The organism is Burkholderia sp. 10_S31, assembly GCF_056930375.1.
The window spans coordinates 2,988,181-3,010,495 of the sequence record NZ_JBXOWK010000001.1; the positions used below are offsets into that span (position 1 = coordinate 2,988,181).

Below are 22,315 nucleotides of genomic sequence, written 5' to 3' on the forward strand. Positions count from 1 at the left end.
CGGGAAGACGTCGAGCAGCAGCCCACCCGGCGTTTTTCCGTGCCGAGCGCGACATACTGAAACGCTCATGCCGCATCAGTCCGTGGTGCCCGTCAACGTGCGTGCCTGCAATAGTGCCGCCTGCCCGTTGCAGGCCGGCGGCATCCTGCACCGCTCACGCAAACAAACCTGCTTGATTCGATCGTAGGCAAGCAGGCTCGCCCCCATATCGACGAGCCTCAGCCCGCTTCGGCCGCTCACGCTTCGGCATCGGCGCCGGCCGAAATGCGCATCGGGCACGACAGACCAGACGCTCGACCGCCTGCCGACGAAAGTTCGGAGAAGATGCGGCGGAGCGAGGTTCGCCTGGATCCACGCAGAACGACTCGGCATGCGTGGCCGAGGCGACCTGGCCGCGATCGAGGCTCGGTCATGAAGGAGGAGCGTCGCGCCGCCGACGGATACGCACCGGCGGCGCGAGCAACGGTCAACCGCCGAGATACGCCTGCTTGATCCGGTCGTTCGCGAGCAGGTTCGCGCCCGTATCGGCGAGCACCACGCGCCCCGTTTCGAGCACGTAGCCGCGATCGGCCACGCCCAGCGCCTTGTTCGCGTTCTGCTCGACCAGGAACACCGTGACGCCTTCGTCGCGAATCGTCCGGATGATGTCGAAGATCTGCGCGATCACGAGCGGCGCGAGACCGAGCGTCGGTTCGTCGAGCAGCAACAGACGCGGCTTGCTCATCAGCGCGCGGCCGATCGCCAGCATCTGCTGCTCGCCGCCCGACATCGTGCCGGCCCGTTGCGCCGCGCGCTCCTTCAGGCGCGGAAACAGCTTGAACACGTGCTCGATGCCGTCGTCGATCTCGTGACGGCTCGCGAAGAAGCCGCCCATCTTCAGGTTCTCGAGCACCGTCAGACTCGGAAACACGCGCCGCCCTTCCGGCGAAATCGCCATCCCCTGCCGCATGATCTGGTGCGTCGACATCGCGGTGATGTCCTTGCCCTCGAACAGCACGCGGCCCGACGACGCGCGCGGCGTGCCGCACACGGTCATCATCAGCGTCGTCTTGCCGGCGCCGTTGCTGCCGATCAGCGTGACGATCTCGCCCTTGTTCACCTCGATCGACACGCCCGCGAGCGCCTCGACCGCGCCGTAGTGCGTATGGACCTGTTCCAGCTTCAGCATCACTCTTCCCCCAGATACGCCTTGATCACGCGCGGGTCGTTGCGCACCGCTTCCGGCGTGCCGATCACGATCGGCCGGCCGTGCTCCATCACGAGGATGCGGTCCGACACGCCCATCACGAGGCTCATGTCGTGTTCGATCAGCAACACCGATACGCCGAACTCGCGGCGCAGCTTGTCGATCAGGTGCTGCAGCTCGATCTTCTCCTGCGGGTTGAGGCCGGCCGCCGGCTCGTCGAGCATCAAGAGGCGCGGCTCGGTGATCATGCAGCGCGCGATTTCCAGACGCCGCTGGTGCCCGTACGACAGCGTGCCGGCCTGCCGGTTGGCGACCGACGTCAGCCCCATCCGGTCGAGCCACACCGCCGCGCGTTCGAGCGCTTCCTGCTCGGCGCGACGATACGCGGGCGTCGAGAAGAGGCCCGGCAGCAGCCCCGACTTCACCTTGCGATGCTGCGCGACGAGCAGGTTCTCGACGACGGTCAGCGACTTGAACAGGCGGATGTTCTGGAACGTGCGCACCAGGCCCTTCAACGCGATCTTGTGGCTCGGCAGCCCCGCGATCGCATGGCCGTCGAGCACGACGTCGCCGCCGGTCGGCTTGTAGAAGCCGCCGACGCAGTTGAACACCGTGGTCTTGCCCGCGCCGTTCGGCCCGATGATCGCGAACACCTCGTTGCGGCGCACGTCGAAATCGATGCCGTCCACCGCGAGCAACCCGCCGAAGCGCATCTGCAGCCCGGCCACCTTCAACAGTTCTGCATTCGCGCTCATTGCGGCAGCTCCACGTGGGGACGGCTCGCGGGCAGCAGGCCCTGCGGACGCCACATCATCATCAACACCATCACCAGACCGAAGATCAGCATCCGGTACTCGGCGAAGCCGCGCGCGACTTCCGGCAGCACGGTCAGCAGGATCGCCGCGAGAATCACGCCGAGCTGCGAGCCCATCCCGCCGAGCACGACGATCGCGAGGATCAGCGCCGATTCGATGAAGGTGAACGATTCAGGATTCACGAGGCCCTGACGCGCCGCGAAGAACGCGCCGCCGATGCCCGCGAACGCCGCGCCGAGCGTGAACGCCGACAGCTTGATGCGCGTCGGGTTCAGGCCGAGCGAACGGCATGCGATCTCGTCGTCGCGCAGCGCTTCCCACGCGCGGCCCATCGGCATGCGGATCAGGCGGCTCGTCACGAACAGCGTGAAGCCGACCAGCACCAGCGCGATCAGATACAGGAAGATCACCATGTGCTCGCCGCTGTATTCCAGCCCGATCAGTTCATGGAAGGTCTTCGCGCCTTCGACGCTCGCGCTGCGCGCCATCTCGAAGCCGAACACCGTCGGTTTCGGAATGCTCGAGATGCCGTCCGGGCCGCCGGTGAGGCTCGTCAGGTTGTTTGCGAGCAGGCGGATGATTTCGCCGAAGCCGAGCGTCACGATCGCGAGATAGTCGCCGCGCAGGCGCAGCACCGGGAAGCCGAGCAGGAAGCCGAACGTCGCCGCGGCAATCGCCGCGATCGGCAGGCACTCCCAGAACGACAGCCCGAAATACTGGTTCAGCATCGCGTACGTATAGCCGCCGACCGCGTAGAACCCGACATAGCCGAGATCCAGCAGCCCCGCGAAACCGACCACGATGTTCAGCCCGAGGCCGAGGATCACGTAGATCAGCGCCAGCGTCGCGACGTCGACGGCGCCGCGCGAGCCGAAGAACGGCCACACGAGGCCGACCGCGAGCAGCACCCAGATGATCGCGCGCTGCTGCTGCGCGCCCATCGCGGGCATCGCCGGCAGCTTCACCGCCGATTTCGCGCGCACGAGCCACGGCTTGAACAGCTGGAACAGGAACACGGCCGCGACCGCGATCCACACCGGACGCCAGTGCGGCGTCAGCACCACCTGATAGCCGTCCAGCTTCAGCTGCAGGCCGAGCACCGGAATCGTGAGGATCGCCGTCAGGAGCGCGGCGGCCGCGGCATTCTTCAGCGCCTGGCCGACCGATGCGTCGGCGGCCGGGCGGCGAACGGAAATGACTTGACTCATCTGCGTCTCCCTCAAACCTTTTCGATGTCCGACTTGCCGAGCAGGCCGGTCGGGCGGAAGAGCAGGATCAGCACGAGCAGGCCGAACGCAACGACGTCCTTGTACTCGGCCGGCATGTAGCCTGCGGCGAAGGTTTCCGCGAGGCCGAGCAGCACGCCGCCGAGCATCGCGCCCGGGATGCTGCCGATCCCGCCGAGCACCGCGGCGGTAAACGCCTTGATGCCCGCGACGAAGCCGATATACGGGTTCAGCTTGCCGATCGTCAGCCCGATCAGCACGCCGCCGACGGCGGCCAGCATCGCGCCGAGCACGAACGTGAACGAGATCACGCGGTTCGTGTCGATGCCGAGCAGGTTCGCCATCTTCATGTCCTCGGCGCATGCGCGGCACGCACGGCCCATCCGCGAATGCGAGATGAACAGCGTGAGCGCGATCATCAGCACGAGCGTCACGCAGACGATCATCAGGCGCGAATACGGGATGGTCACGTCGAAGTCGCCGCCGAGATGGATGTCGAACGCGCCGGAGATCAGCACGGGCACGGACACGTCGCGCGCGCCCTGGCCGATCTGCACGTAGTTCTGCAGGAAGATCGACATGCCGATCGCGGAGATCAGCGGCACGAGGCGCGGGCCGCCGCGCAGCGGACGATACGCGACGCGCTCGACCGCGAAACCGTACAGGCCGGTGACGATCACCGACACGATCAGCGCGGCGCCGAGCACGAGCGGCAGCGGATAGCCGGCGGAGATGCCGATGGCAGTGAGGGTCACGAGGCCCACGTAGGCGCCGATCATGTAGATCTCGCCGTGGGCGAAGTTGATCATGCCGATGATGCCGTAGACCATCGAATAGCCGATGGCGATCAGCGCATAGATCGCACCCAGCGTCAGGCCGTTGACCAGCTGCTGGGCGAATTGGGGAAAGAAGTCTGTCATGTGCGGGAAGCTCCCGTTGGCGCTGGGTCGCATGCCGTCGCCGGATCACGGCGTTCGGCCGCGCGCAACGCACGGTGTCGTCTCGGGCCGCCCCTTGGCCGCGCAACGGCCAAATGCGCACGCGCCCTGCCCGGGTGACGGGCAGAGCGGGTGCGCGGGGCGGGTACTCCGTATTACCGGGCGGCGGTCTTCGTCGCGTCCTTGTGCCACGTGTAGACGACGAACTTGAACGCCTTCAGGTCACCCTGTGCGTCGTACGCGACCTTGCCGATCGGCGTGTCGAACGTCGTCTTGTGCATGTACGCGGCGACCTTCGTCGGGTCGGTCGTCTTCGCGCCCGAGATCGCGTCGGCGATGATCTTCACCGCTGCGTACGACGGCATCTGGAACGGGCCGTTCGGGTCGCGCTTCTTGTCCGCGAAGGCCTTCACGAGGCCTGCGTTGGCCGGGTCCGCCGAGAAGTCGGCCGGCAGCGTGACCAGCATGCCTTCCGAAGCCGGGCCGGCGATCGCCGTCACGTCCTTGTTGCCCACGCCTTCAGGCCCCATGAACGTGGCCTTCACGCCCTGCTCGCGCGCCTGGCGCATCAGCAGGCCCATTTCCGGGTGGTAGCCGCCGAAGTACACGAAATCGACGCCTTGCGACTTCAGCTTCGTGATGATCGCCGAGTAGTCCGAATCGCCGGCGTTGATGCCTTCGAACAGCACGACCGGGATCTTCGCGGCTTCGAGGTCCTTCTTCACCGACGACGCGATGCCCTGGCCGTACGACTGCTTGTCGTGCAGGATCGCGACCTTCTTCGGCTTCACGTTGTTGATGATGTAGTGCGCGGCGGCCGGGCCTTGCTGGTCGTCACGACCGATCGTGCGGAAGATGAAGTGGCGCTTCTTGCCTTCCGTCAGCTGCGGCGCGGTGGCCGACGGCGTGACCATCACGATGCCTTCGTTCTCGTAGATGTCGGAGGCGGGGATCGTCGAACCCGAGCACACATGGCCGATCACGTACTTGATCTTCTGGCTGACGATCTTGTTGGCGACGGCGACGGCCTGCTTCGGCTCGCAAGCGTCGTCCATCATCACGACTTCAAACTTGTTGCCGCCCGCACCGCCTGCCGCGTTGATCTGTTCGATCGCGGTCAGCGCGCCGGCCTTCACCATGTCGCCGTATTGGGCGACCGAGCCGCTCATCGGACCGGCGATGGCGATCTTCACGGTGTCCGCTTGCGCGGCGGCGGCGCCGGCGGCGAACAGCACGGCGGCGACGGAAATGGACGTAAGACGGGACAGCGTCATCTGGGAGCTCCTCGATGTTGTTTAGTCATACGGGCAAAGGCGGCATGACTTGCGCAATCGAACAGCACCCGGGGCGAGGACATGGGACACGCCCGAGACACATGAAGACGGACCTGCGGATAGATGTTGCGTAGCGGGGCCCGGCTCTTGCAGTCCCCCAAAGGGGACGTCTGGTTCGGAAAGACATCGTGATGCGTCTTGCATTGCGCAAGCGTTTCGCCTGCCCCGCTTGCCAACCGCTTGGTCGGAGGGATGGTCCGACAGCTGTTGGCAAGGCAGCCGAAATTATATGGGGGTTTTTTAAATGTCTGTCAAAAATGCCGGCGTTATGAGGGAAAACACGGAGAAACTTGCTGGGTCCTGGGTGGCGATTGGGGAGCAACTGGGTGGGGGTGGCAACGTTTGCGGTGGGTGCAATTGGGTTGCGATTTTGGGTGGGTTGGTGGCGTAGTGGCTTGTGGGATAAGGTCCACGGCGATTTTCGGATGGACGATGTGCGATCTTCTCGTTTTATAGGGTTCGATCTATTTAAATCAATTGACTGATGATTGCGCTGACCTGCGCCGTTGCGGGGCGTTGGGTTGGGGTGGCAAATCATTCCGTATGCTGACGCTTTTGCCATGCACGAAAGCTTGTTGTTATTTTTATGAAATAATTCGAACTCGCTTCTGCAATCCAGCCAGCCTTCCTGCGTGTCGCGTCCGCCGCGCCTCGTAGTCGCTTCAGGGCCGCTTCGACGCCCATCCGTCGCACAGCCGCCAGCCAGTGATCTGCCGTTTTTTCTCATCGCTTATCACCTGGTTCGGAGCCTGATGAATCATCCTCTTCGCTTTTCTTCTGCCGCTGCGCTTGCTTGTGCGCTTTCTGTTTCTGCATTCGACGCTTCAGGCCGCGATTCGCTGGTCGATCGTTCGGGCAGTGCCAATGTGTTTCGTTCGGAACGTCGGGCTGTGGCTCGTGATGAGGGGCGGGCGGCACGGACGACGCGGCGTGTGAAGTACGCTGCGCCGGTTGAACGTAGTCCGTTCGATACGCCTGATACGCGGCCGTTGAGGGTTGCGGGCGATACGCTTAAGCCGCAGCCTTCGGCTGAACATGGATCTCGCGATTATGTTTGGCCGTCGAATCGCGTCGAACTCGGTGCGGGTGGGAGCGATAGCTTCGGTCGCGCGTTGCCGAGACACGAACAGCGGGAACTGAACTGGAATGAATATCTGCGGGCCAATGGGTCACATGCTCCAGGTAGCGGGAACTCGTATGCGCCGACGCGGCCTTTCGATGCCGCACGCGGGCCGCACAGTGCGCCGAATCCGTACGATCCGTCAGTGCCGCAACCGGAGACGCGGACGTTCTATGACAACGGCGCGGGTTCGCATTGCACAGCTACGGGCGGTGCGGGGACGGCGCGATCGTCTTGCAATATCGCCTGGTGATGTTTGGTGGTGGCCGGCGGCGGCTGCCCTACCCGGCTTGATGTGCGGCTTTGCGCGGCACAGTCGCACGCTGTGTTGGGGTTCGCATTTGCGCGAGTTGAAATTCGACTAGGCCGCGCGGTGCTGTCTACGCGGCCTTTCCTATCGCCGGTTCAACGGCGGTCGCGGGCTGGATGTAGTTGTTCGCGCCACACTAGCCGATCGGCTTATCCGCCTCCAGACGAATCGCGCCGATGTGCTTGCGCGGCTGCCGTATCTCACATCGCCGTAATGATCAGCCTTCCCGGCTCGACAGCTATCCGCACCCTTTTGCCCGGATCGAAACCCACGTCATTGATCAGCCACATTCCGCCTATCTTCATATACGGAAAGAACGTCTTCGGTTTGGTGCCGAAGCTTTTTGGAACACCCCACAGTTGCTGGACCGTCACGTAGCGTTCCGTGATCGGGGGACGTGCTTTATCATTCGCCTTAGCCATGGGCAACTCCTGCTTAGTTGGCTGTGGTTAGCGGGTCGTGAGTGTTGGTAGCACTTGCGGCCCGCGCTCGTTTACTGCGGTGTATTTTTGTTCGGATTCCTCCCTTTCAACTGCCTCGATGAAACAATCCTTCGACGAGGTTTACCGGCTGGGGCCGAAGAGCTGTGGGAAGAGCAACTCCAAACGCTTCTAGCGGCCATGCCGACGTTGGACCTCTGGTTTGATGCAGGGACTGGTATGTATCACTATGTCGCACCATTCCTTTCCAAGTTCAGCTGGAAAGGGGGCGCTGTCGGCGTTCGCTTGCGACTGGAACCGGCAACCAGCGTTGACGAGCTGAAACAGCTGGCCTGGACGTATTGCGAGGCGCGGTCACCTGTAAAGGACACCCGTTCACCTAGTGATGATCGAGGAGCCTGAGGCGCACCTTCATGTTCAGGTGCAACGCATCTTTCCCGACAAGGCGTACAAGCTCATCAGTCCCACCGAGAAAGATGCGTCGGCACTGAAGAGCCAGCTACTTATTAGTACCCATTCGAGCCATCTTGCTCATGCGGAGAATTTTGACCGGCTTCGGTACGTTCGCCGCGTCGCGAAGACCGTGGCGAACTCCATGCCAACGACGGAAGTCGTCAACCTTGGACAGGTTTTTGGTGACGACAAGAAGACCCGCCAATTTGCAGAGCGCTACTTCCGCGTTCAGCACACCGACCTGCTGTTTGCCAACGCGGCTATTTTCGTTGAGGGCGTTGCAGAACGCATGCTAGTACCGCTTTTCATTGAGCGGGACTTCAAGGCACTGAACAGCCGCTACGTGTCCTTTCTTGATATTGGCGGGAGCCATGCCCACCGACTCAAGCCACTGGTTGAGAGGCTTCGGATTGCAGCCGTTCCAACGGCAGGTTTTTCCGCTCACTGAACGATAGGTTGTGGCCGACAGCGACTGCCGCGCGGACGACGCATACAGCATCGCACCGTTGGTCTGCGTCGCCAGCCGTTGCTTAAAATCAATCTAAATCTGGATATATTTCACGCAAACCCTCGAATCGATTAGCTCTCGACCACACCGCACGCCGCCAACTAATTTCACCATTTTTCAAAATCAACCTAACCTCATCCTCAAATTCAGCACATAATTTGCTACCCGACTCGACACAGATATCGATAACATGATTTTCGTCACATAAAAATTTTCCAAGCCGATCAATTCTATCAATAACTTTTATGGAAAACTCATGTCCATGCCACTCCGCGAAATATCGACCCTTCCTATCTTCTACAACGAGATACGCAACGAATGCCACCTCAATTTTTTTGATAAGATAAAAAAAATCTATATCATCCAAAATAATCACACTCAAACACCGCCCGCCATTAGCCATTACAACAACCCTCGAGAACGCCTCGTGTTAATAATTAATTTTCTATTTTAAAAACCATGAGCATCTTCACTCTGGATACCGTTGCACTCGGATCCACCGATGAAACGCTCAGATCAGTGAATATATCTATTGCGATAGAAAAAGCGTCCGGCACTGCTGCCTTCATGCGTCCCGAATCTCGCCAGAAGACTGCGATTTTCTCTCCCTGCGCCTCATCCAAACCCGACCAAAGCGAGTCAGCCAAAGCGTCCCAGCTTCGATTACTATGCAATGACGGATCTAGCGGACAATTGCTGCAAATCGCATCGTAAAACTGATTCTTAGATGCGGCTCCTTCGGGCACGAAAATAACTAATCAACCGCCGCGACTGCATTCTTCCGCAATGCGTTTCGCCCCGATCGAATCGACCACATAAATTCCAGGCTTATCCAGCATCACGAATCACCCGATCCGGACAAATACAAGACCTTCCATTCAAATATTACATTGACACTAGTCTCCAGGCCTTTCCCAAACCTTAATACTCTCCACTGCCCTCTCAATGTCATCCGACGCATGCTGCAAAAATATCACTATCACTCCAATGAGATGGAACCTCCGTCTTCCCGGGCTTTCCGGCACCATATCTATGGCGATTCAAAATATGATCCTTTCTGTGCTCGGCTAGATCGCAAGATAACCCTAGAGGATCAATCCACGTGACCGAATTCGGTGCGTACTGATAGAGGTTCACTCCCCCCATCAATCCGATCGGATCCGGGTTGATGAACCGCCCGAGATCCGGATCGTAGAACCGGAAAGTGTTGTAGTGCAGCCCCGTCTCACGATCCAGATACTGCCCTGGAACCGCAGGTTCTGTGACCGCGGCGCACGAGTCTGCGCTGGTGCGGCCGCGGACACTTCGTCCCAAGACGGCGTCGCGCGCTGAGGTGCACGCGCGATCCACTCCTCCTGCACCGCGTTGCCCCACACCTTGTAGCGTGCCTGCCAAACCAGCTCGCCATCGGCGTCAGTCAGTTCCTCCGGCAGCCCCGAAACGTCGTTGTGGAAGTAGTAAACCGCATCCCCTACATCCGCATCGTCAGCCGCCGCCTTCCCTTGATCAATCTGATCAAGCGGCACGCAACTATTGGACTCGTACAAATACGTCAGCGCTTCCCCACCCTGACGATCGTGATACGCCTCCTGTACCACCGCATACCGTCCCACAGGAAATCCGTGCGCGCGCAACTGCCATTGAGCTTCCGAATCCACCGGCCGAACGCGTCGTACTCGAAATGCGTTGTCGTCTCGTCCTCCATCTTCGCGGCAAAATTACGTGATTTCCACATCCTCTATATTATCTCCGCGCACCACCCACTTCCGCCCCGAACTTGACACGAACGCAACTCCATCGTGAATCTTCTCTAGAGATACAAAAGGCTCAGAATCCAAAGACATCAACGCCCAATCAAGAACATCATTAGTTTTTTTATAAAAGAAACCACACGACCCATGAGCAGATGCCTCACCACCGACGTAGATCGAACCCGCAATAGTCACAGCGAAATTCTGAAATACGTCAGTCAAATCATCCTCTGACACATGAATTGATCTATCCATTTCTGGCTGACCATCTTTTATTCTGTATCCAACCACATCAGATTTTCCAATGACAACACAATCGGCGTAAAAGAACCGCTCCCCAAGCAAAATATCGTGAAGAATATCAACAACCAACTTTATCTCTCCTATTTCTAACAACTCGCGCTTGGCCATCCGCCTTACCAATGACAGGCCGTTCTGAAGTCCCATACTTCCCGAGTCCATTTCTTCCTAATCGCTCATCGAAAGCATCATTCCACGACTTTCCTGTTGTCGATTTCGGATATGGGCTCTCTCCATCAACAATATTTACTGGAACCTTATCAACCTTATTTTCCAACGCAGCATCAAGGCGTCGATTATCAAAGCTTACCATTTGACCATCGCGAATCATTACATTTAAAGGATCGCCGAACCATCCCTTTTGATCCATGACTGCAGCGTAGTCGTTTGGACTAACCCACGATTGACTGAAATTTATCAATCTTGGATCGACCATAATGGGACTTAGCCCCCAAGGGTCGATCCACGTGATCGAGTTAGGTGCAAATTGATAGAGGTTCGCTCCCCCCAGTAATCCGATCGGATCGGGATTGATGAATCGCCCAATGTCTGGATCGTAGAACCGGAAAGTGTTGTAGTGCAACCCGGTCTCACGGTCCAGATACTGTCCCTGAAAGCGCAGGTTCTGTGGTCGTGGCGCGTGTATCGACGTCGGCGCGGCCACCGACACTTCACCCCATGTGGCTGTCGACCTCTGCGGCGCCCGCGCGATCCACTCCTCCTGCACCGCGTTGCCCCAAACCTTATAGCGTGCCTGCCAGACCAGCTCACCATCGGCGTCGGTCAGTTCCTCCGGCAGCCCCGAAACGTCATTGTGGAAATAGTAGACCGCATCCCGTACATCCGCATCGTTAGCCGCCTGCTTCCCTTGATCAATCCGAGCAAGCGGCACATAACTATTGGACTCGTACAAATACGTCAGCGCCTCCTCCCCCTGACGATCGTGATACGTCTCCTGCACCAACCGCATGCCGTCCCACAGGAAATCCGTACTCGCATAACTGCCATTGAGCTTCCGAACCCTCCGGCCAAACGCGTCGTATTCGAAATGCGTCGTCCCGATGCCAAGCCGGTCCTTCGTCACAACCGACTTCAACTGGTTCCAATCGTCATACTCAAGAATCAGCTCTTTAGCAGGCCCATGCCCACTCAGCTTGCGAACGAGCCGCCCATACGAGTCATACTCAAAGCGCTTGTCCTCAAACATCTTGAGCCGGTTGTGCTCAACGAACCCGCCCGGGTGATCGCTAGACACCAGATTGGCCGCCGCATCCCAGCGAAACACTTCCGACGGCAATCCCGGCCCCGCCGCCTGTTCGATGCGCCCCGTCGGGTCATACCGATAGCTCGTCGTGCCATAACGCTGATCACGCTTCAGGATCACGTCGCCTGCTGCATCGTATTGCCACTGCTTCGCAAGCAACTCGCCGCCCGCCCTGCCACGCTGTGCAGCGTGCCGCGCACGACGACCCACCGCGTCATACCCGAAATGACTCGTCAGCTTGCCCTGCGTCCGTAGCACCTCGCGATGCAGATCATCCCGTTCGATGTCCGCAACTGCGGCACCATCGAAACGAATCTGGTGCACGTGCCCCGAACCGTAATGCAGCCAATCGATCGTGCGCTCGCCGGAAATCGTCGTGCTGACGCGATTCCCAAGCTCGTCGTAGGTATGTGCGAGCCAGCCAGTCGGCGTGTACTCCTCGACGACCTCACCACGCGCGTCGTATTTCAAGCTGACCCGATTCTTCAGCGACGGCCCACGCGCGGCAAGCGTGTACAACTCGGCCGATGTGATTCGGCCTGCCTTGTCATACAGGTATTCGCAACGCTCATGCGCGGCTTGTTTCGCGGTCAGTTGCCCGATCGCGTCGCGTTCGTATCGCGTCTCGATCTGCCCATCGCGCACGATCGTGCCTTGACCGCACACGTCGTACTCGTACGTACGCTTGTGGCCATCGAGGCCAATCTGCGTGGAAACCAGATCGCGACGGTCATACTGAAAGCGATACGTCTCACGATTTTCGTTGGTCAAACTCTCGAGCCTGAACGCATCGTCGTAGCCTAACCGCACGACACGATCAGCCGTATCCGTGCGTGACAACAACAATCCACGCGGATCGAGTTCATAACGCGTGCTGCGCTGATTCGCATCAACAACTTCAACGAGACGCCCTGCCGCGTCGTAACGAAACGTCTGACGCGCACCATCAGCCGTCCCGATCCCCGTGACCCGCCCCATCGCATCCGTTTCGTACACGGTGGCGTGGCCGGCGGCATCCGTCACCCGCGCAAGCGCACCGCGTGCGTCGTACGCAAACCGCGTGACCTTGCCGGAACAATCGGTATACGAGGTCAACTGCGCCCGACCATTCCATTCGAGGAACTTGTACCCCCCACGCGCATCGCGAATCGTATGCACGAGCCCGCGCTCATCGCGGTAATACTCCGTCGCGAAGCCCGCCGGATCGCGCGTCATCGTCAGGTTGCCGCGATCGTCGTATCGGTAGATCCAGCGCGCATTGGCCGGATCGGTTTCAGCAACGGGCAGATCGTAGTGCCCGTTCCACTCGGTGCGCTCGACCTGACCAAGCGCATCGATACGCTGCATCTGCCGCCCGCGCTCATCGTATTCGAAACGGGTCGTGTTACCGGCCGGGTCGGTCGTGCTGACCAACTGCCGCATCGCATTCCACTCGAGTTGCCACACGTGACCTTCGGCATCCGTGTGACTCGTCGGCTGCTGGTCCTCGTTCCACGTCCACTGCGTAACGCGACCAATCTGGTCGGTGATCGTCACCGTACGCTGCGCGAGGTCCGCATCGAACGTGTACGCTTCGCCGTCGTCGGTCCAGTGGCGCACGACACGCGCATCGCGACCGACTCCCTGCCACGCATAAAAGCACTTCAAGCCACCGCGCAACGTATGCTGGACCATCAGTCCGCGCTCGTATGCGAAGCGACGCGCGGTGTGGCCGCCGCGATCGGTGACGGCCACCAGTTCGCCCGCATCGTTGTATGCGTAACGCACTAGCGTGTCGGGCCGTTCGCCGTCGACGCCGCGGCTCAACTCGATCGCGGCAACGCGTCGGGGATGCAATCTTTCATAGACCAGCGTCAGCATGCGTCCGGCGCTGTCATGCAGCCGCGCGGGCCGCACGACCCCATCGGCCGCTTCTTGCTCGACCTCGATCCAGTTGCCGTTGCGATCCTCGAGCCGCCACAGCTTGAGCGTCTCGCTGTCCGCATCGCTACGCGCGCGGCCGAAATCGCGATACCCCCCATCGACCGTTTCAACCACGTAGTGGCCGCCTTCGGTGCAAATCAGGTAAATCCCTTCCGGCACGCTGAAATGACTCTCACCGGGCGGCACGGCCGGGAACACGATGTCGCGCCCCTGCTCATCCCAATACGTGATCGACGTGACCTCGCCACGCTCACGCGCGAGCCGAAGCTCAACGCTGATCGGCACGCTCCATCCCGCCCCGAACAGGCTGTCCGCGCGATCATCGTGGCTACTGTAGAAACGCCGCCACACGATCGGCAGCGGCCCGGGCAAAGCGAAATCGGTGTCGTCCGTGCCGTCGAGAATCTTGCCGCCGGAAATGACGTTGACCGGGTGGCCGGCTGATGGCCTCGCCAGGCTACCGAGCCACGTACCGAAAGCACCGGCCGCAAAATTAATCGCAAGACACGGCACCTTGCTCTTCAGAAACTGCCCCCAGCTCATCTTGCCGCGACCGCAGACCGCCAGCGCAATACCAAGCGCAGCGCCCAGCCATCCGAGCCGCGTGGCCGACTTCACATCCCGCACCCGCTGCGTGCCGCCGCCGATGAAGACGTTGTCGGAACCTTCGGCGATCGTGCCGTCGCAAGTCGTCTTGTCGCCAACCCGCGCCGCCGGCTGATCGTTGATGTAAACGCTCCCCGAACCATCGGCGATCATCTGCGGCCCGGGATGGTCCGTGCACGCGACGGTATCGAGATCCCCCGGCTGTGCCGCCCGCGCGGCCGGCTTGTCGTTGACGTAGACGTCCCCCGAGCCGCTCGCGATCTTGCCTTTGATCTCGGGCGGCGCGATCGCGTCGGCCAGCGCCTTCGCGCCGTCGTCGATGGCTTCGTTCATGCCGCTCGCTTCCATCAGCGCGCCCGAGCCGACCGCCACACCGACACCGATCGCGATCACGAGCGGCGTCGCCAACCCGGCCGTGCCGATTTCGAGCGCGGCGAGGCCGACGAACACCAGCCCCTCCATCGCCTCCGCCACCAACGCACCGACGACGGCACCGCCAATCACCGACCCGACCGTGCCGACCAGCTCACCCCAGAACGACGTGTGCTGGATCGGGTCTTCGAAGCGCGCGGCCGCGAAGTGTTCCGCGCTCACGACGCGTCACCCGCCCCGAGCAGGGTCGGTCCGGTGCCGCGCGGCTGGAAACTGGCGAGCATGCGGTCGGCGATCGCCTGCTGTTCCTCGGTCAGCGGTGCCGCGCTGGTCAGCGTCATCACGAGCACGCGTCCGGCATCGTCCGACGGGAACATGGTCTGCATTTGATGCCACAGCCGGCCGTCGCGCTCGTGCGTCGAATCGATCTGAATACCCGCACGCCCGCCGACCGTGACGGGCCGGCGCGCCTTCTCGGTCAGCATCCGGGCATCGCGCGACGCCACTTCCCATTCGCGCGCGACGAACGCGGCGAGATTCTCCCCGTCGCGGAACCGCCCGCGGGCGATCACGAGATTGAGGCCACCGGGGCCGACGTTCATCATCAGGATGTTGACGGTGCGGTCGAGCGCGGCGTCCGGCAGTTCGAAGGTGCCTTCGTGGATTGCGTAGTGCATGGCTGGTGTCGTTTGAATTATTTGTTGAGATCGATGCGCTTGCCGTTGACCATCACGCCGTCGTCGGTCATCAGGATCACGGAGCCCTTGTGCTCGAGGCGGATGCCTTCCGGCGCGAGCGAGATCGAGCTGTCCTGCACCTTCAGCAGAATGCCGCGCTCGGCCACGTAGGCTTGCGTCCCGCCGCCGCCATCCTTGGCCGGCGTCGTCACCTCGACGGTGGTCGCGGTCGTGGCGCGCTTCTCCGCGATCGTCTCGGTCAGGTTGCCCTGCGGAATCTGCTTCTCTTCGCTGCCGGTCGCCACGAGGACGGTACGCATCGGCCCCAGCACCTTGTGCGTCTCACTGTTCTCGACGACGGTGTTCATGTCCTTCTGCGCATGCATGAAGAATTCCTGCATGCCGTTCGTGTCGGTCATGCGGATTTCGTTCGACCCCTGCCCCTTGTGCGTCTGGCTCTTGATCCCCATCGTCTGCCCGGCCGCACCGTGATACGGGTTGCCTTGCTCGCCGTTGAACACGCGGCCGACGATCACCGGGTTGTCCGGATCACCCTGATTGAACGCCACGAGCACTTCCTGCTTGATCCGCGGAATCGCGGCCGCCCCCCAGCCATCACCCGCCCACGGTTGCGACACGCGCACCCACATCGAGTCGGACCCATCCTTCTTGCCGCGCCGGTCCCACGGAAAGTGCACCTTCACGGCGCTCCCGTTCGTATAGATTTCCTCGCCCTTCGGACCGACGACGATCGCCGACTGCGTGCCATGGATCACCGGCTTCGGCGTCGCACGCGGCGCGCGATACGGAATCTTCTTCGGCAACAGCGCGAAGCTGTTGCGGTACGGCAGCTTTGCGCTGTGCTGCGTGTAGTCGTTCACGGCCTCGTGACGCACGTGCAGGATCACGTATTCCTGGTTGTTTTCGAGCACCGGGTGATTGGCCACGGTCACCGCGCCGGCCGTCGTCATGCGCCATGCGTAGCCGCCACCGGTGTAGCGATGGGCCTGTACCTCTTCGGCCTCCATCGCGAAACGCGCGTAGCGGTTGCCGTCGTCGCCATGGTCGTACAGCGACTGGTGCTCGAACCGTTCGGTCGCGTCGAGCCGCGCGTGCTTGAGGTTCTGCGGCTCGGCCTCCACCAGCATCAGCGGCGACGACGGGTTCTGGTAGTTGAAGTCGCGAAACGTGACCTTGCCGACACCGAAACGCCGTCCTTCGTGTAACTGATCAATACCGCTGTCCTCACTCGCCTCGGTCGCGGCGAACGGCACGGTGGCCAGCCCGTTGATCGGACGGAACAGCAGGTTCGTGTCGCCGATCACGAGAAAGTGCTTGTCCTTCTCGTAGCGATGCGTCCAGACCAGCCCCTCCTGCTCCATCAACCGCGCGCAGAAGTTGTAGTAGGTCTCCTGATACATCACGACGTACTCGAGCGGCTTCTGGCTCGTCCGGATATCGAACACGAAATCGGAAAACTCGTGCTCCTGGAAAATCTCGGTGAGAATGTCCTGCGCGGTCTTGTTCTGGAAGATCCGGCAGTCGGTCGAGCGCGTCAGGAACCAGAACCACGGCACGGCCGTCAGGTGATACTGGGTGACGTTCCCGGGGTTGCCGGCCCGGTCGAACGACGCAACGTAGCCGTCGAAGTAACGATCGTTATCGCCGGTGCCGGATGCGACGACGCGCTCGAGCGTCGACAAGCGGGCCTGCTGGTCGAACCGGATCTTGACCTGCTGGCCGATCAGGTCGTCCGGGCGCAGGTCGTGGCGATGCGACAGTAGGTCGAGATGGATTTCCGGCAACCGGTTCACGTACTCGTCGACGACGGCCGCGCTGACCAGCAGCACGTCGGGCCCAAGCGGCGTATCGAGCGTCACGTAACGATTGAGCTGGGTCAGGCGCGCGGGGTTGGCGGCGCCGTTGATCGCCTCGGCAATCGCGCCGGGCGTCTTGTCCATCAGCGAAAAGCCGGTTTGCGCGAGCTGCATCGCGCGCTGGACGGTGTCGACGTGCCCGGCCAGGCCGGCAAGCGGCCCGAGGCTTCCGGCCACACTCGACGCGATCGGCGCGGCAAGGCCGCCAAGCGCACTCAGGGAGCCAAGCGCACTGCCGCCCAAACCGTTGGGAATACCCCCGTTCGGAGCGAAACTCATTCTTGTTCCTTGCTTATGTTCTCAGGTTCTATCGGCCGGTTTCCCGGCCCGAGGCCTCGATAATGTAGGTCAAAACCCCTCGGTGCGAAAGACGTCGCGCAAACGTTTTCGTTTGCACCCCGATAATCGAAATCTAGACCAGCGGCTGGACGCCGGGACGCGGTTGTCCGCGCCGAAGCAGCGCACCGGTCTGAGCCGAAAACAGCACGACCTGCACGAAGCTGGTGACCGGCACGTACGGCGCGAAAAACCAGTCCATCACGTGCGCGAACCCGCACAGGCTGAACCCGGCGAAACGCTGCTCGTCCACGACCAATCGCACTTCCAGCCCCTGCACGAACGCCGACGCCGGCTTGCCGGGCAGCCAGCACCGCACGCGGGCGGTCGACAACGAGACGAGCGCATCGAAGCGCCGCCCGGCGTCGACGGAGTCTTCCGCCCAGCGCGCGCACAGCCGCCTGAGCTGGGTCAGGCCGCCCTTGTCCAACCGGATCGCCTGCGGCACGAGAAGCGACAGCAGATCCCACAGCGCCCCGTAGCGGAAAGCCGGCGCCCGGCTCCGGGTCGGCCGGTTCAGCAGCATGATCGTTCCCACCGGGTCGCCTTTCGCCAGCGCCAGCTCGCGCGCCTGCATCCCGGACAGGTCACCCTGCGTACACGAAAGCCGGATCGCCAGTTTGCGCTTGCCCGGATCGGCAGGTCGGCCGTCCCGATCGGTCAATTGGAGTTCGACGCCGTGGAGCGGTTCTGGCGTGTCGTCCGAGGCTGGGGCCGGCGTCGGTGCCTTGTCCGCCTGTTTGGCGTCGGAATCGACAGGCTTCTGCTTCGGTGCCCGCCTGGCCTCGTCGCGCAATACCGTCCAGAACAACCCCGGACGGCCGTCCATGCCGTGCCGTAGCGAATGGAATGGCGCGAGGGTGGATGGTCCCGCGTCGGAAACCTGACGAACGGCGTCGATCGACCAGATGTCCGTCTGCGACGTACCTGCTTGTGCAAGCGCCTTCACCGGGTAATACGCGCAACCGGCGTGCGTCTCGATCGGCGCGGCATCGTCCGGAAACAGGTTGATCACCGGCGTACAGAACAAGCGCACATGGTCGGCCGTCGCGGCGGCCAGGCGCCGGGCGCGATGCGAGTCGGGATGCACACCGGCGATCGCGAGATGCAGCGCGACGCGACGACTGGCGCCGGCGGCCCGCTTGAGCGGTCGCATGTCGACGTCGACAAAGTCGAAACGCTCCGGAACAGCGCAGTACTCCATCAGCAGGTGAAACGGCCCGAGGGCGTCATCAGGCGGCATGTCGAGCAGCGCATCGGTCGGCTCGAGGCCGACGGCCGTCAATGCCGCGCCCGGAAGACGCTTCCAGCGACCGGAATCGCCGGCTTCGGCGAAACTTCGTACGGCAAGCAGGAGCGCGGCGTCCGTGAGCGCCGCGACGACCTCGCGCGCGCCGGAGAAGTGCAGACGCAACGTGTCCGGCACGATCGCGAAGGTCGCTTCCGTCGATGTCAGCTCGAACGTGACGGTCAGCAACCCGGTCGTTTCCGGGGGCAACGCCGCGTCTCGCGGCGCGATCGCCGACGTCGCGTAACGCACCGCCGCAACAGTCAGCGGCACGATCGTGACGTCATCCGACGTACGAAATACTTCCAGGCCGGCGGGTGCGATCAATCGATCACCGCGACAGATGACGCGAGGTGCAGTCTGCTTGTCGGTCCAGTCACCATGAAATTGCGCGATCGCGCAGGAGGGAAACGGGCGCAGGAACGCGCCGTGCAGCGATTCGAGCAGGGCGTGCGTAAACGCCGGCACATCATCGTCGAGGCGGATGTCGTGAGCCGCCGCCATCAACGCGAACGACTGCAGCAGACGCTCGACATGCGGGTCTTCCGAACGCTCGCCGGTAATCGCCAGGCGTGCCGCGATCTTGGGGTAACGCTGCGCGAAGGTCTGCATCGAACGGCGCAGCAGCGCGATCTCGCGTTCGAAGTGCGGAAGCAGATCGTTGGGTTCGAGGGCCATACACGTTCCGGTGGCCGCTGCGCTCGCCGATTGGCCATGCAGCGTTAAAAAAATGCGGAACGATTCTATTCAGGCAATTGAAAATCGCGTTTCGAATTTACCGGGCAGCTTCCGGTCACGCATGACGGTTTCACCACGCCTGTCCGTCCCGGACGCCATAAACATCAAGGTCCGCCACGTGTGATCAGACGCTCCGGCATCTGCGTGGCAATGGTGGCAAACCGTTACAGCCGAACGCATCAAGACATTCCAATGTCCATGCATTCAGCGGCAGACCGGGCGGATTGCGTATCGGCAGGCGACGACTCGCAATTGCTGCGCGCGAATGCCCGATGCGCCCCCTCACCTCGGCGAAACCACGATCGCCGCTCGCCGATTCTGCGCCCGCCCGGCTACGGTCCGGTTGTCCCCGACAGGATCGCTCTTCCCCTTGCCGACAACCGCAATCTGCTTCCGATCCAACCCCACGTCCACGAGCTCGATCGCCACCACCTCCGCCCGCCGCCTCGACAACTCGAGATCGTAGGCAGCCTCCCCCTCCTCGTCCGAGTACCCGTAAACCCGCACGCCATTGATCCCTGCCGACCTCAATGTCCTTCCGATCCGCTCGACAATCCGCCTGACATCCGGCCGGAGGTTATACCGATCGAAGTCGAACAAAATTGGCCCGGTCGACCCGAACTCGAACCCCTGCTCGGTTTCCTGGAACCCGGCCGACTTCAGCGCCGTGACCTGCGTCTGCGTGAGCCCCCGATGAAGCGGCGGCGGCGTATTGCATCCGGCAAGCAGCAAGCACAGCAGCACCGCGCTCCCGACGCACATCCGCCCAATGCTCACAGGCAACGAGTTTTTCATCATCGACCCCTTCGTATGCGCCCGCGTCGCGTGCGCTTCTTATCCCGCCGCCGCGGCCTCGCCCGCAGCGCGAAACGATGGACATCAAACCGGCCCGGCAACGCCCTCCGCCAACTGCCACGACCCCGGCCGCGCACGCTTGGCGCGGTACATCGCGGCATCCGCCGCGCGCAGCAAGCCGCTCGCGTCCGACGCATGATCGGGATACAGCGCTACACCGGCACTCATCATGGTGGCCACCATGCGTCCGTCGGACAGCTCGATCGACGGCACCATGCCGGACAAGATCTCATCGGCAATCCGGCACACGCTGTCCGTTTCGCGCACAGCGCCCAGCATCACCGCAAACTCGTCGCCGCCCAGGCGCGCGACCAGGTCGGTCTCGCGCACCTGCGTGCGCAGCCGCGCCGCGACACCGACCAGCACCGCGTCGCCGGCATCGTGGCCAAGGCAGTCGTTGATCTCCTTGAAGCGGTCGCAATCCAGATACAGGATCGCGACTCGCTGCCCCGTCACCACGGCGTCGCACAGGGCAAGCGACAGACGCGACTCGAACTGCGCGCGATTGGGCAGCCCCGTGAGCGCATCGTGCGTCGCCTTGTGTTCGAGCGACGCGTTCTCGTCGCGCAGCGTATTCTGCCAGTCTTCGAATTCGTCGAGCAGCGCGTTGAAGTCGTCGCCGAGCTGGTTCAGCTCGGCGATCATCGCGGGCTCGACGCGCCGCGCGAACGCACGCTCGCGCCGCACGGCATGTGCGACGCCGGCGAGCGCACGCAGCGGCGCAACGATATTGCGCAGCAGACGCTTCGAGCTGACATACGCGCCGAGCACGCTGACGGCCAGGCAACCGAGAATACCGCCGATACCGCCGAGCAGGAATCCGAAAAATTGATGCCCGCGGCCACGCACGATGACCTGGCCGACGACGATACCGTCGTGCGTCACCGGGATGGTCACGGGCCCGGGCAGCGCGAGATCGGCGACGCCACGCTCGAGCCAGGCAATCCGGCCTGCGGCGGGCAGCTTCCAGGTCGCGAACAACTGGCCTTTGCCGTCGGTGACCACCACCTGTGCAACGTCCTCGTCGTTCGCGATCGTCGCGATTGCCTCGTTCGCCGCGACGCGGTCGCCGAACACGAGCGCCGCCTCGACCGTATAACCGAGCGAGCGGGCCAGCAGGTTCAGGTTGTTGCCGGCATACGCACGCAACGCGATCACGGCGACGACGATCAGCGACACGGCGGCCATCGCAACCGCGACGAAGGCCAGGCGCAAATGCGCGCGGCGCAGCACGCTTTGCAGCGTCGGGCGCGGCATGCGTGAAGACGAAATGGACGGCGCGGAACGTGTCATGGCGTCAGCGGCCGTCGCGCGAGATTGAGGACATTGGGATGCACGCGCACGCCACTGCGTGCGACGGCGTCGAGATTGATGTCGAACGTGACGTGTGCGCCATCGACCGTGAGGCAGAACATCGCGCCAGCGGTGCAGGACTCGTCGTGTTCGGCGATCGTCAGCACCGGATGGCCGGCCAGCGCAGCCCTCACCCGGGTTCGTTCATCGTTGCCGAGGGCGCCGAGATAGACGACGTCGCATGCAATGCCGAGCCCGGGATCGTCGAAGCGCACGCGCTGCACGTCGAGCACGGTCGAGCCGGCCTGCAACGTGTCGGTCAGGCCGGCCGCGTAGTCGGGCCGGCCGGTCACGCACAGATGCAGGCGAACGGGAGTCGTCGGCCAGCGCGTAAAACTGACGATGCCGAGCACGACCTGACGCACGGAGGAGTCGTGTGAAGAAATCGCGGGACTGGCCGGATTGGCGGGACTCGCGGCGGCGGCGATCTGCACCGTATCGAACGGAACATCCGCTTCGGCGGGAACCCCGGCGAGGACCATCGGCGCAACGCTCAGAACGCAAACGATTGCGATGAACGCATGGCGCAACGAGGCGACTCGGCCCGACCGGCCGGACGCCGTCCGCGCGACGATTGCCGCCGCGCCAGCTGGCGTCGATACGGTCGCATGATTCGCGACCGCCGCGCACACACTTGCATCCATG

General features: G+C 62.3%; 19 protein-coding genes. 1 reads left to right on the forward strand and 18 read right to left on the reverse strand.

Annotated elements, in window-relative coordinates; translation table 11 throughout:
• Nucleotides 1–466: 466 nt before the first annotated feature.
• From AC1Z3W_RS13440 to AC1Z3W_RS13465, 6 genes are all read right to left on the reverse strand, one after another.
• A complete protein-coding gene (locus tag AC1Z3W_RS13440; protein WP_011354263.1) occupies nucleotides 467–1,168 on the reverse strand; it encodes an ABC transporter ATP-binding protein in 702 nt (233 codons plus the stop codon).
• Nucleotides 1,168–1,941: a high-affinity branched-chain amino acid ABC transporter ATP-binding protein LivG gene (livG, locus tag AC1Z3W_RS13445; protein WP_483507742.1), complete on the reverse strand. Its 774-nt coding sequence runs from the start codon at nucleotides 1,939–1,941 to the stop codon at nucleotides 1,168–1,170. Before livG ends, AC1Z3W_RS13440 begins: the two co-directional genes overlap by 1 nt.
• On the reverse strand, nucleotides 1,938–3,209 hold the full coding sequence (locus tag AC1Z3W_RS13450) for a high-affinity branched-chain amino acid ABC transporter permease LivM (RefSeq protein ID WP_044846847.1): 1,272 nt from the start codon (nucleotides 3,207–3,209) through the stop codon (nucleotides 1,938–1,940). The genes livG and AC1Z3W_RS13450 overlap by 4 nt, the downstream gene beginning before the upstream one ends.
• A gap of 11 nt (nucleotides 3,210–3,220) precedes the next feature.
• Nucleotides 3,221–4,147 (reverse strand): high-affinity branched-chain amino acid ABC transporter permease LivH, encoded by a 927-nt coding sequence (gene livH, locus AC1Z3W_RS13455; RefSeq protein ID WP_041493199.1) that lies wholly within the window; start codon nucleotides 4,145–4,147, stop codon nucleotides 3,221–3,223.
• Nucleotides 4,148–4,320: 173 nt separating this feature from the next.
• A complete protein-coding gene (locus AC1Z3W_RS13460) occupies nucleotides 4,321–5,439 on the reverse strand; it encodes a branched-chain amino acid ABC transporter substrate-binding protein (protein WP_057927478.1) in 1,119 nt (372 codons plus the stop codon).
• Between the two features lie 1,690 nt (nucleotides 5,440–7,129).
• Nucleotides 7,130–7,351, reverse strand: coding sequence for a SymE family type I addiction module toxin (locus tag AC1Z3W_RS13465; protein ID WP_483507743.1), 222 nt, complete (start codon nucleotides 7,349–7,351; stop codon nucleotides 7,130–7,132).
• 403 nt (nucleotides 7,352–7,754) lie between these two features.
• Here AC1Z3W_RS13465 and AC1Z3W_RS13470 point away from each other — a divergent pair, with 403 nt between their 5' ends.
• Nucleotides 7,755–8,270, forward strand: a complete 516-nt coding sequence (locus AC1Z3W_RS13470; protein WP_483507859.1) for an ATP-dependent nuclease — start codon at nucleotides 7,755–7,757, stop codon at nucleotides 8,268–8,270.
• A gap of 88 nt (nucleotides 8,271–8,358) precedes the next feature.
• On the opposite strand, the gene AC1Z3W_RS13475 is transcribed toward AC1Z3W_RS13470, so the two are convergent.
• The 12 genes from AC1Z3W_RS13475 to yfiR all read right to left on the reverse strand — a co-directional run bounded on the left by AC1Z3W_RS13475 (nucleotide 8,359) and on the right by yfiR (nucleotide 22,314).
• Entirely contained in the window at nucleotides 8,359–8,712 is a 354-nt protein-coding gene (locus tag AC1Z3W_RS13475; RefSeq protein WP_483507744.1) for a hypothetical protein, read from the reverse strand.
• A gap of 55 nt (nucleotides 8,713–8,767) precedes the next feature.
• Nucleotides 8,768–9,076 carry a barstar family protein gene (locus tag AC1Z3W_RS13480; RefSeq protein WP_483507745.1) on the reverse strand — a complete coding sequence of 103 codons (309 nt, stop codon included), beginning with the start codon at nucleotides 9,074–9,076 and terminating at the stop codon, nucleotides 8,768–8,770.
• 202 nt (nucleotides 9,077–9,278) lie between these two features.
• Nucleotides 9,279–9,566, reverse strand: coding sequence for an RHS repeat-associated core domain-containing protein (locus AC1Z3W_RS13485; RefSeq protein WP_483507860.1), 288 nt, complete (start codon nucleotides 9,564–9,566; stop codon nucleotides 9,279–9,281).
• Nucleotides 9,476–9,988: an RHS domain-containing protein gene (locus tag AC1Z3W_RS13490; RefSeq protein ID WP_483507746.1), complete on the reverse strand. Its 513-nt coding sequence runs from the start codon at nucleotides 9,986–9,988 to the stop codon at nucleotides 9,476–9,478. The genes AC1Z3W_RS13485 and AC1Z3W_RS13490 overlap by 91 nt, the downstream gene beginning before the upstream one ends.
• A gap of 60 nt (nucleotides 9,989–10,048) precedes the next feature.
• Complete coding sequence (locus tag AC1Z3W_RS13495; RefSeq protein WP_483507747.1) at nucleotides 10,049–10,492, reverse strand: hypothetical protein; 444 nt, start codon at nucleotides 10,490–10,492, stop codon at nucleotides 10,049–10,051.
• The gene (locus tag AC1Z3W_RS13500) at nucleotides 10,443–14,768 is read right to left on the reverse strand and encodes an RHS repeat-associated core domain-containing protein (protein ID WP_483507748.1); all 4,326 of its coding nucleotides are present in this window, start codon (nucleotides 14,766–14,768) and stop codon (nucleotides 10,443–10,445) included. Before AC1Z3W_RS13500 ends, AC1Z3W_RS13495 begins: the two co-directional genes overlap by 50 nt.
• Entirely contained in the window at nucleotides 14,765–15,223 is a 459-nt protein-coding gene (locus tag AC1Z3W_RS13505) for a DcrB-related protein (protein WP_124833904.1), read from the reverse strand. Before AC1Z3W_RS13505 ends, AC1Z3W_RS13500 begins: the two co-directional genes overlap by 4 nt.
• A gap of 17 nt (nucleotides 15,224–15,240) precedes the next feature.
• The gene (locus AC1Z3W_RS13510; protein ID WP_483507749.1) at nucleotides 15,241–17,379 is read right to left on the reverse strand and encodes a type VI secretion system Vgr family protein; all 2,139 of its coding nucleotides are present in this window, start codon (nucleotides 17,377–17,379) and stop codon (nucleotides 15,241–15,243) included.
• A 133-nt stretch (nucleotides 17,380–17,512) separates the two neighbouring features.
• The gene (tssF, locus tag AC1Z3W_RS13515) at nucleotides 17,513–19,402 is read right to left on the reverse strand and encodes a type VI secretion system baseplate subunit TssF (RefSeq protein WP_124833902.1); all 1,890 of its coding nucleotides are present in this window, start codon (nucleotides 19,400–19,402) and stop codon (nucleotides 17,513–17,515) included.
• A 342-nt stretch (nucleotides 19,403–19,744) separates the two neighbouring features.
• On the reverse strand, nucleotides 19,745–20,257 hold the full coding sequence (gene yfiB, locus AC1Z3W_RS13520) for an outer membrane lipoprotein YfiB (protein WP_057927621.1): 513 nt from the start codon (nucleotides 20,255–20,257) through the stop codon (nucleotides 19,745–19,747).
• A gap of 84 nt (nucleotides 20,258–20,341) precedes the next feature.
• Nucleotides 20,342–21,610, reverse strand: coding sequence for a diguanylate cyclase DgcN/YfiN (gene dgcN, locus AC1Z3W_RS13525; RefSeq protein ID WP_124833901.1), 1,269 nt, complete (start codon nucleotides 21,608–21,610; stop codon nucleotides 20,342–20,344).
• Complete coding sequence (gene yfiR, locus AC1Z3W_RS13530; protein ID WP_483507750.1) at nucleotides 21,607–22,314, reverse strand: regulatory sequestration protein YfiR; 708 nt, start codon at nucleotides 22,312–22,314, stop codon at nucleotides 21,607–21,609. The genes dgcN and yfiR overlap by 4 nt, the downstream gene beginning before the upstream one ends.
• Between the last annotated feature and the right edge of the window lies 1 nt (nucleotide 22,315).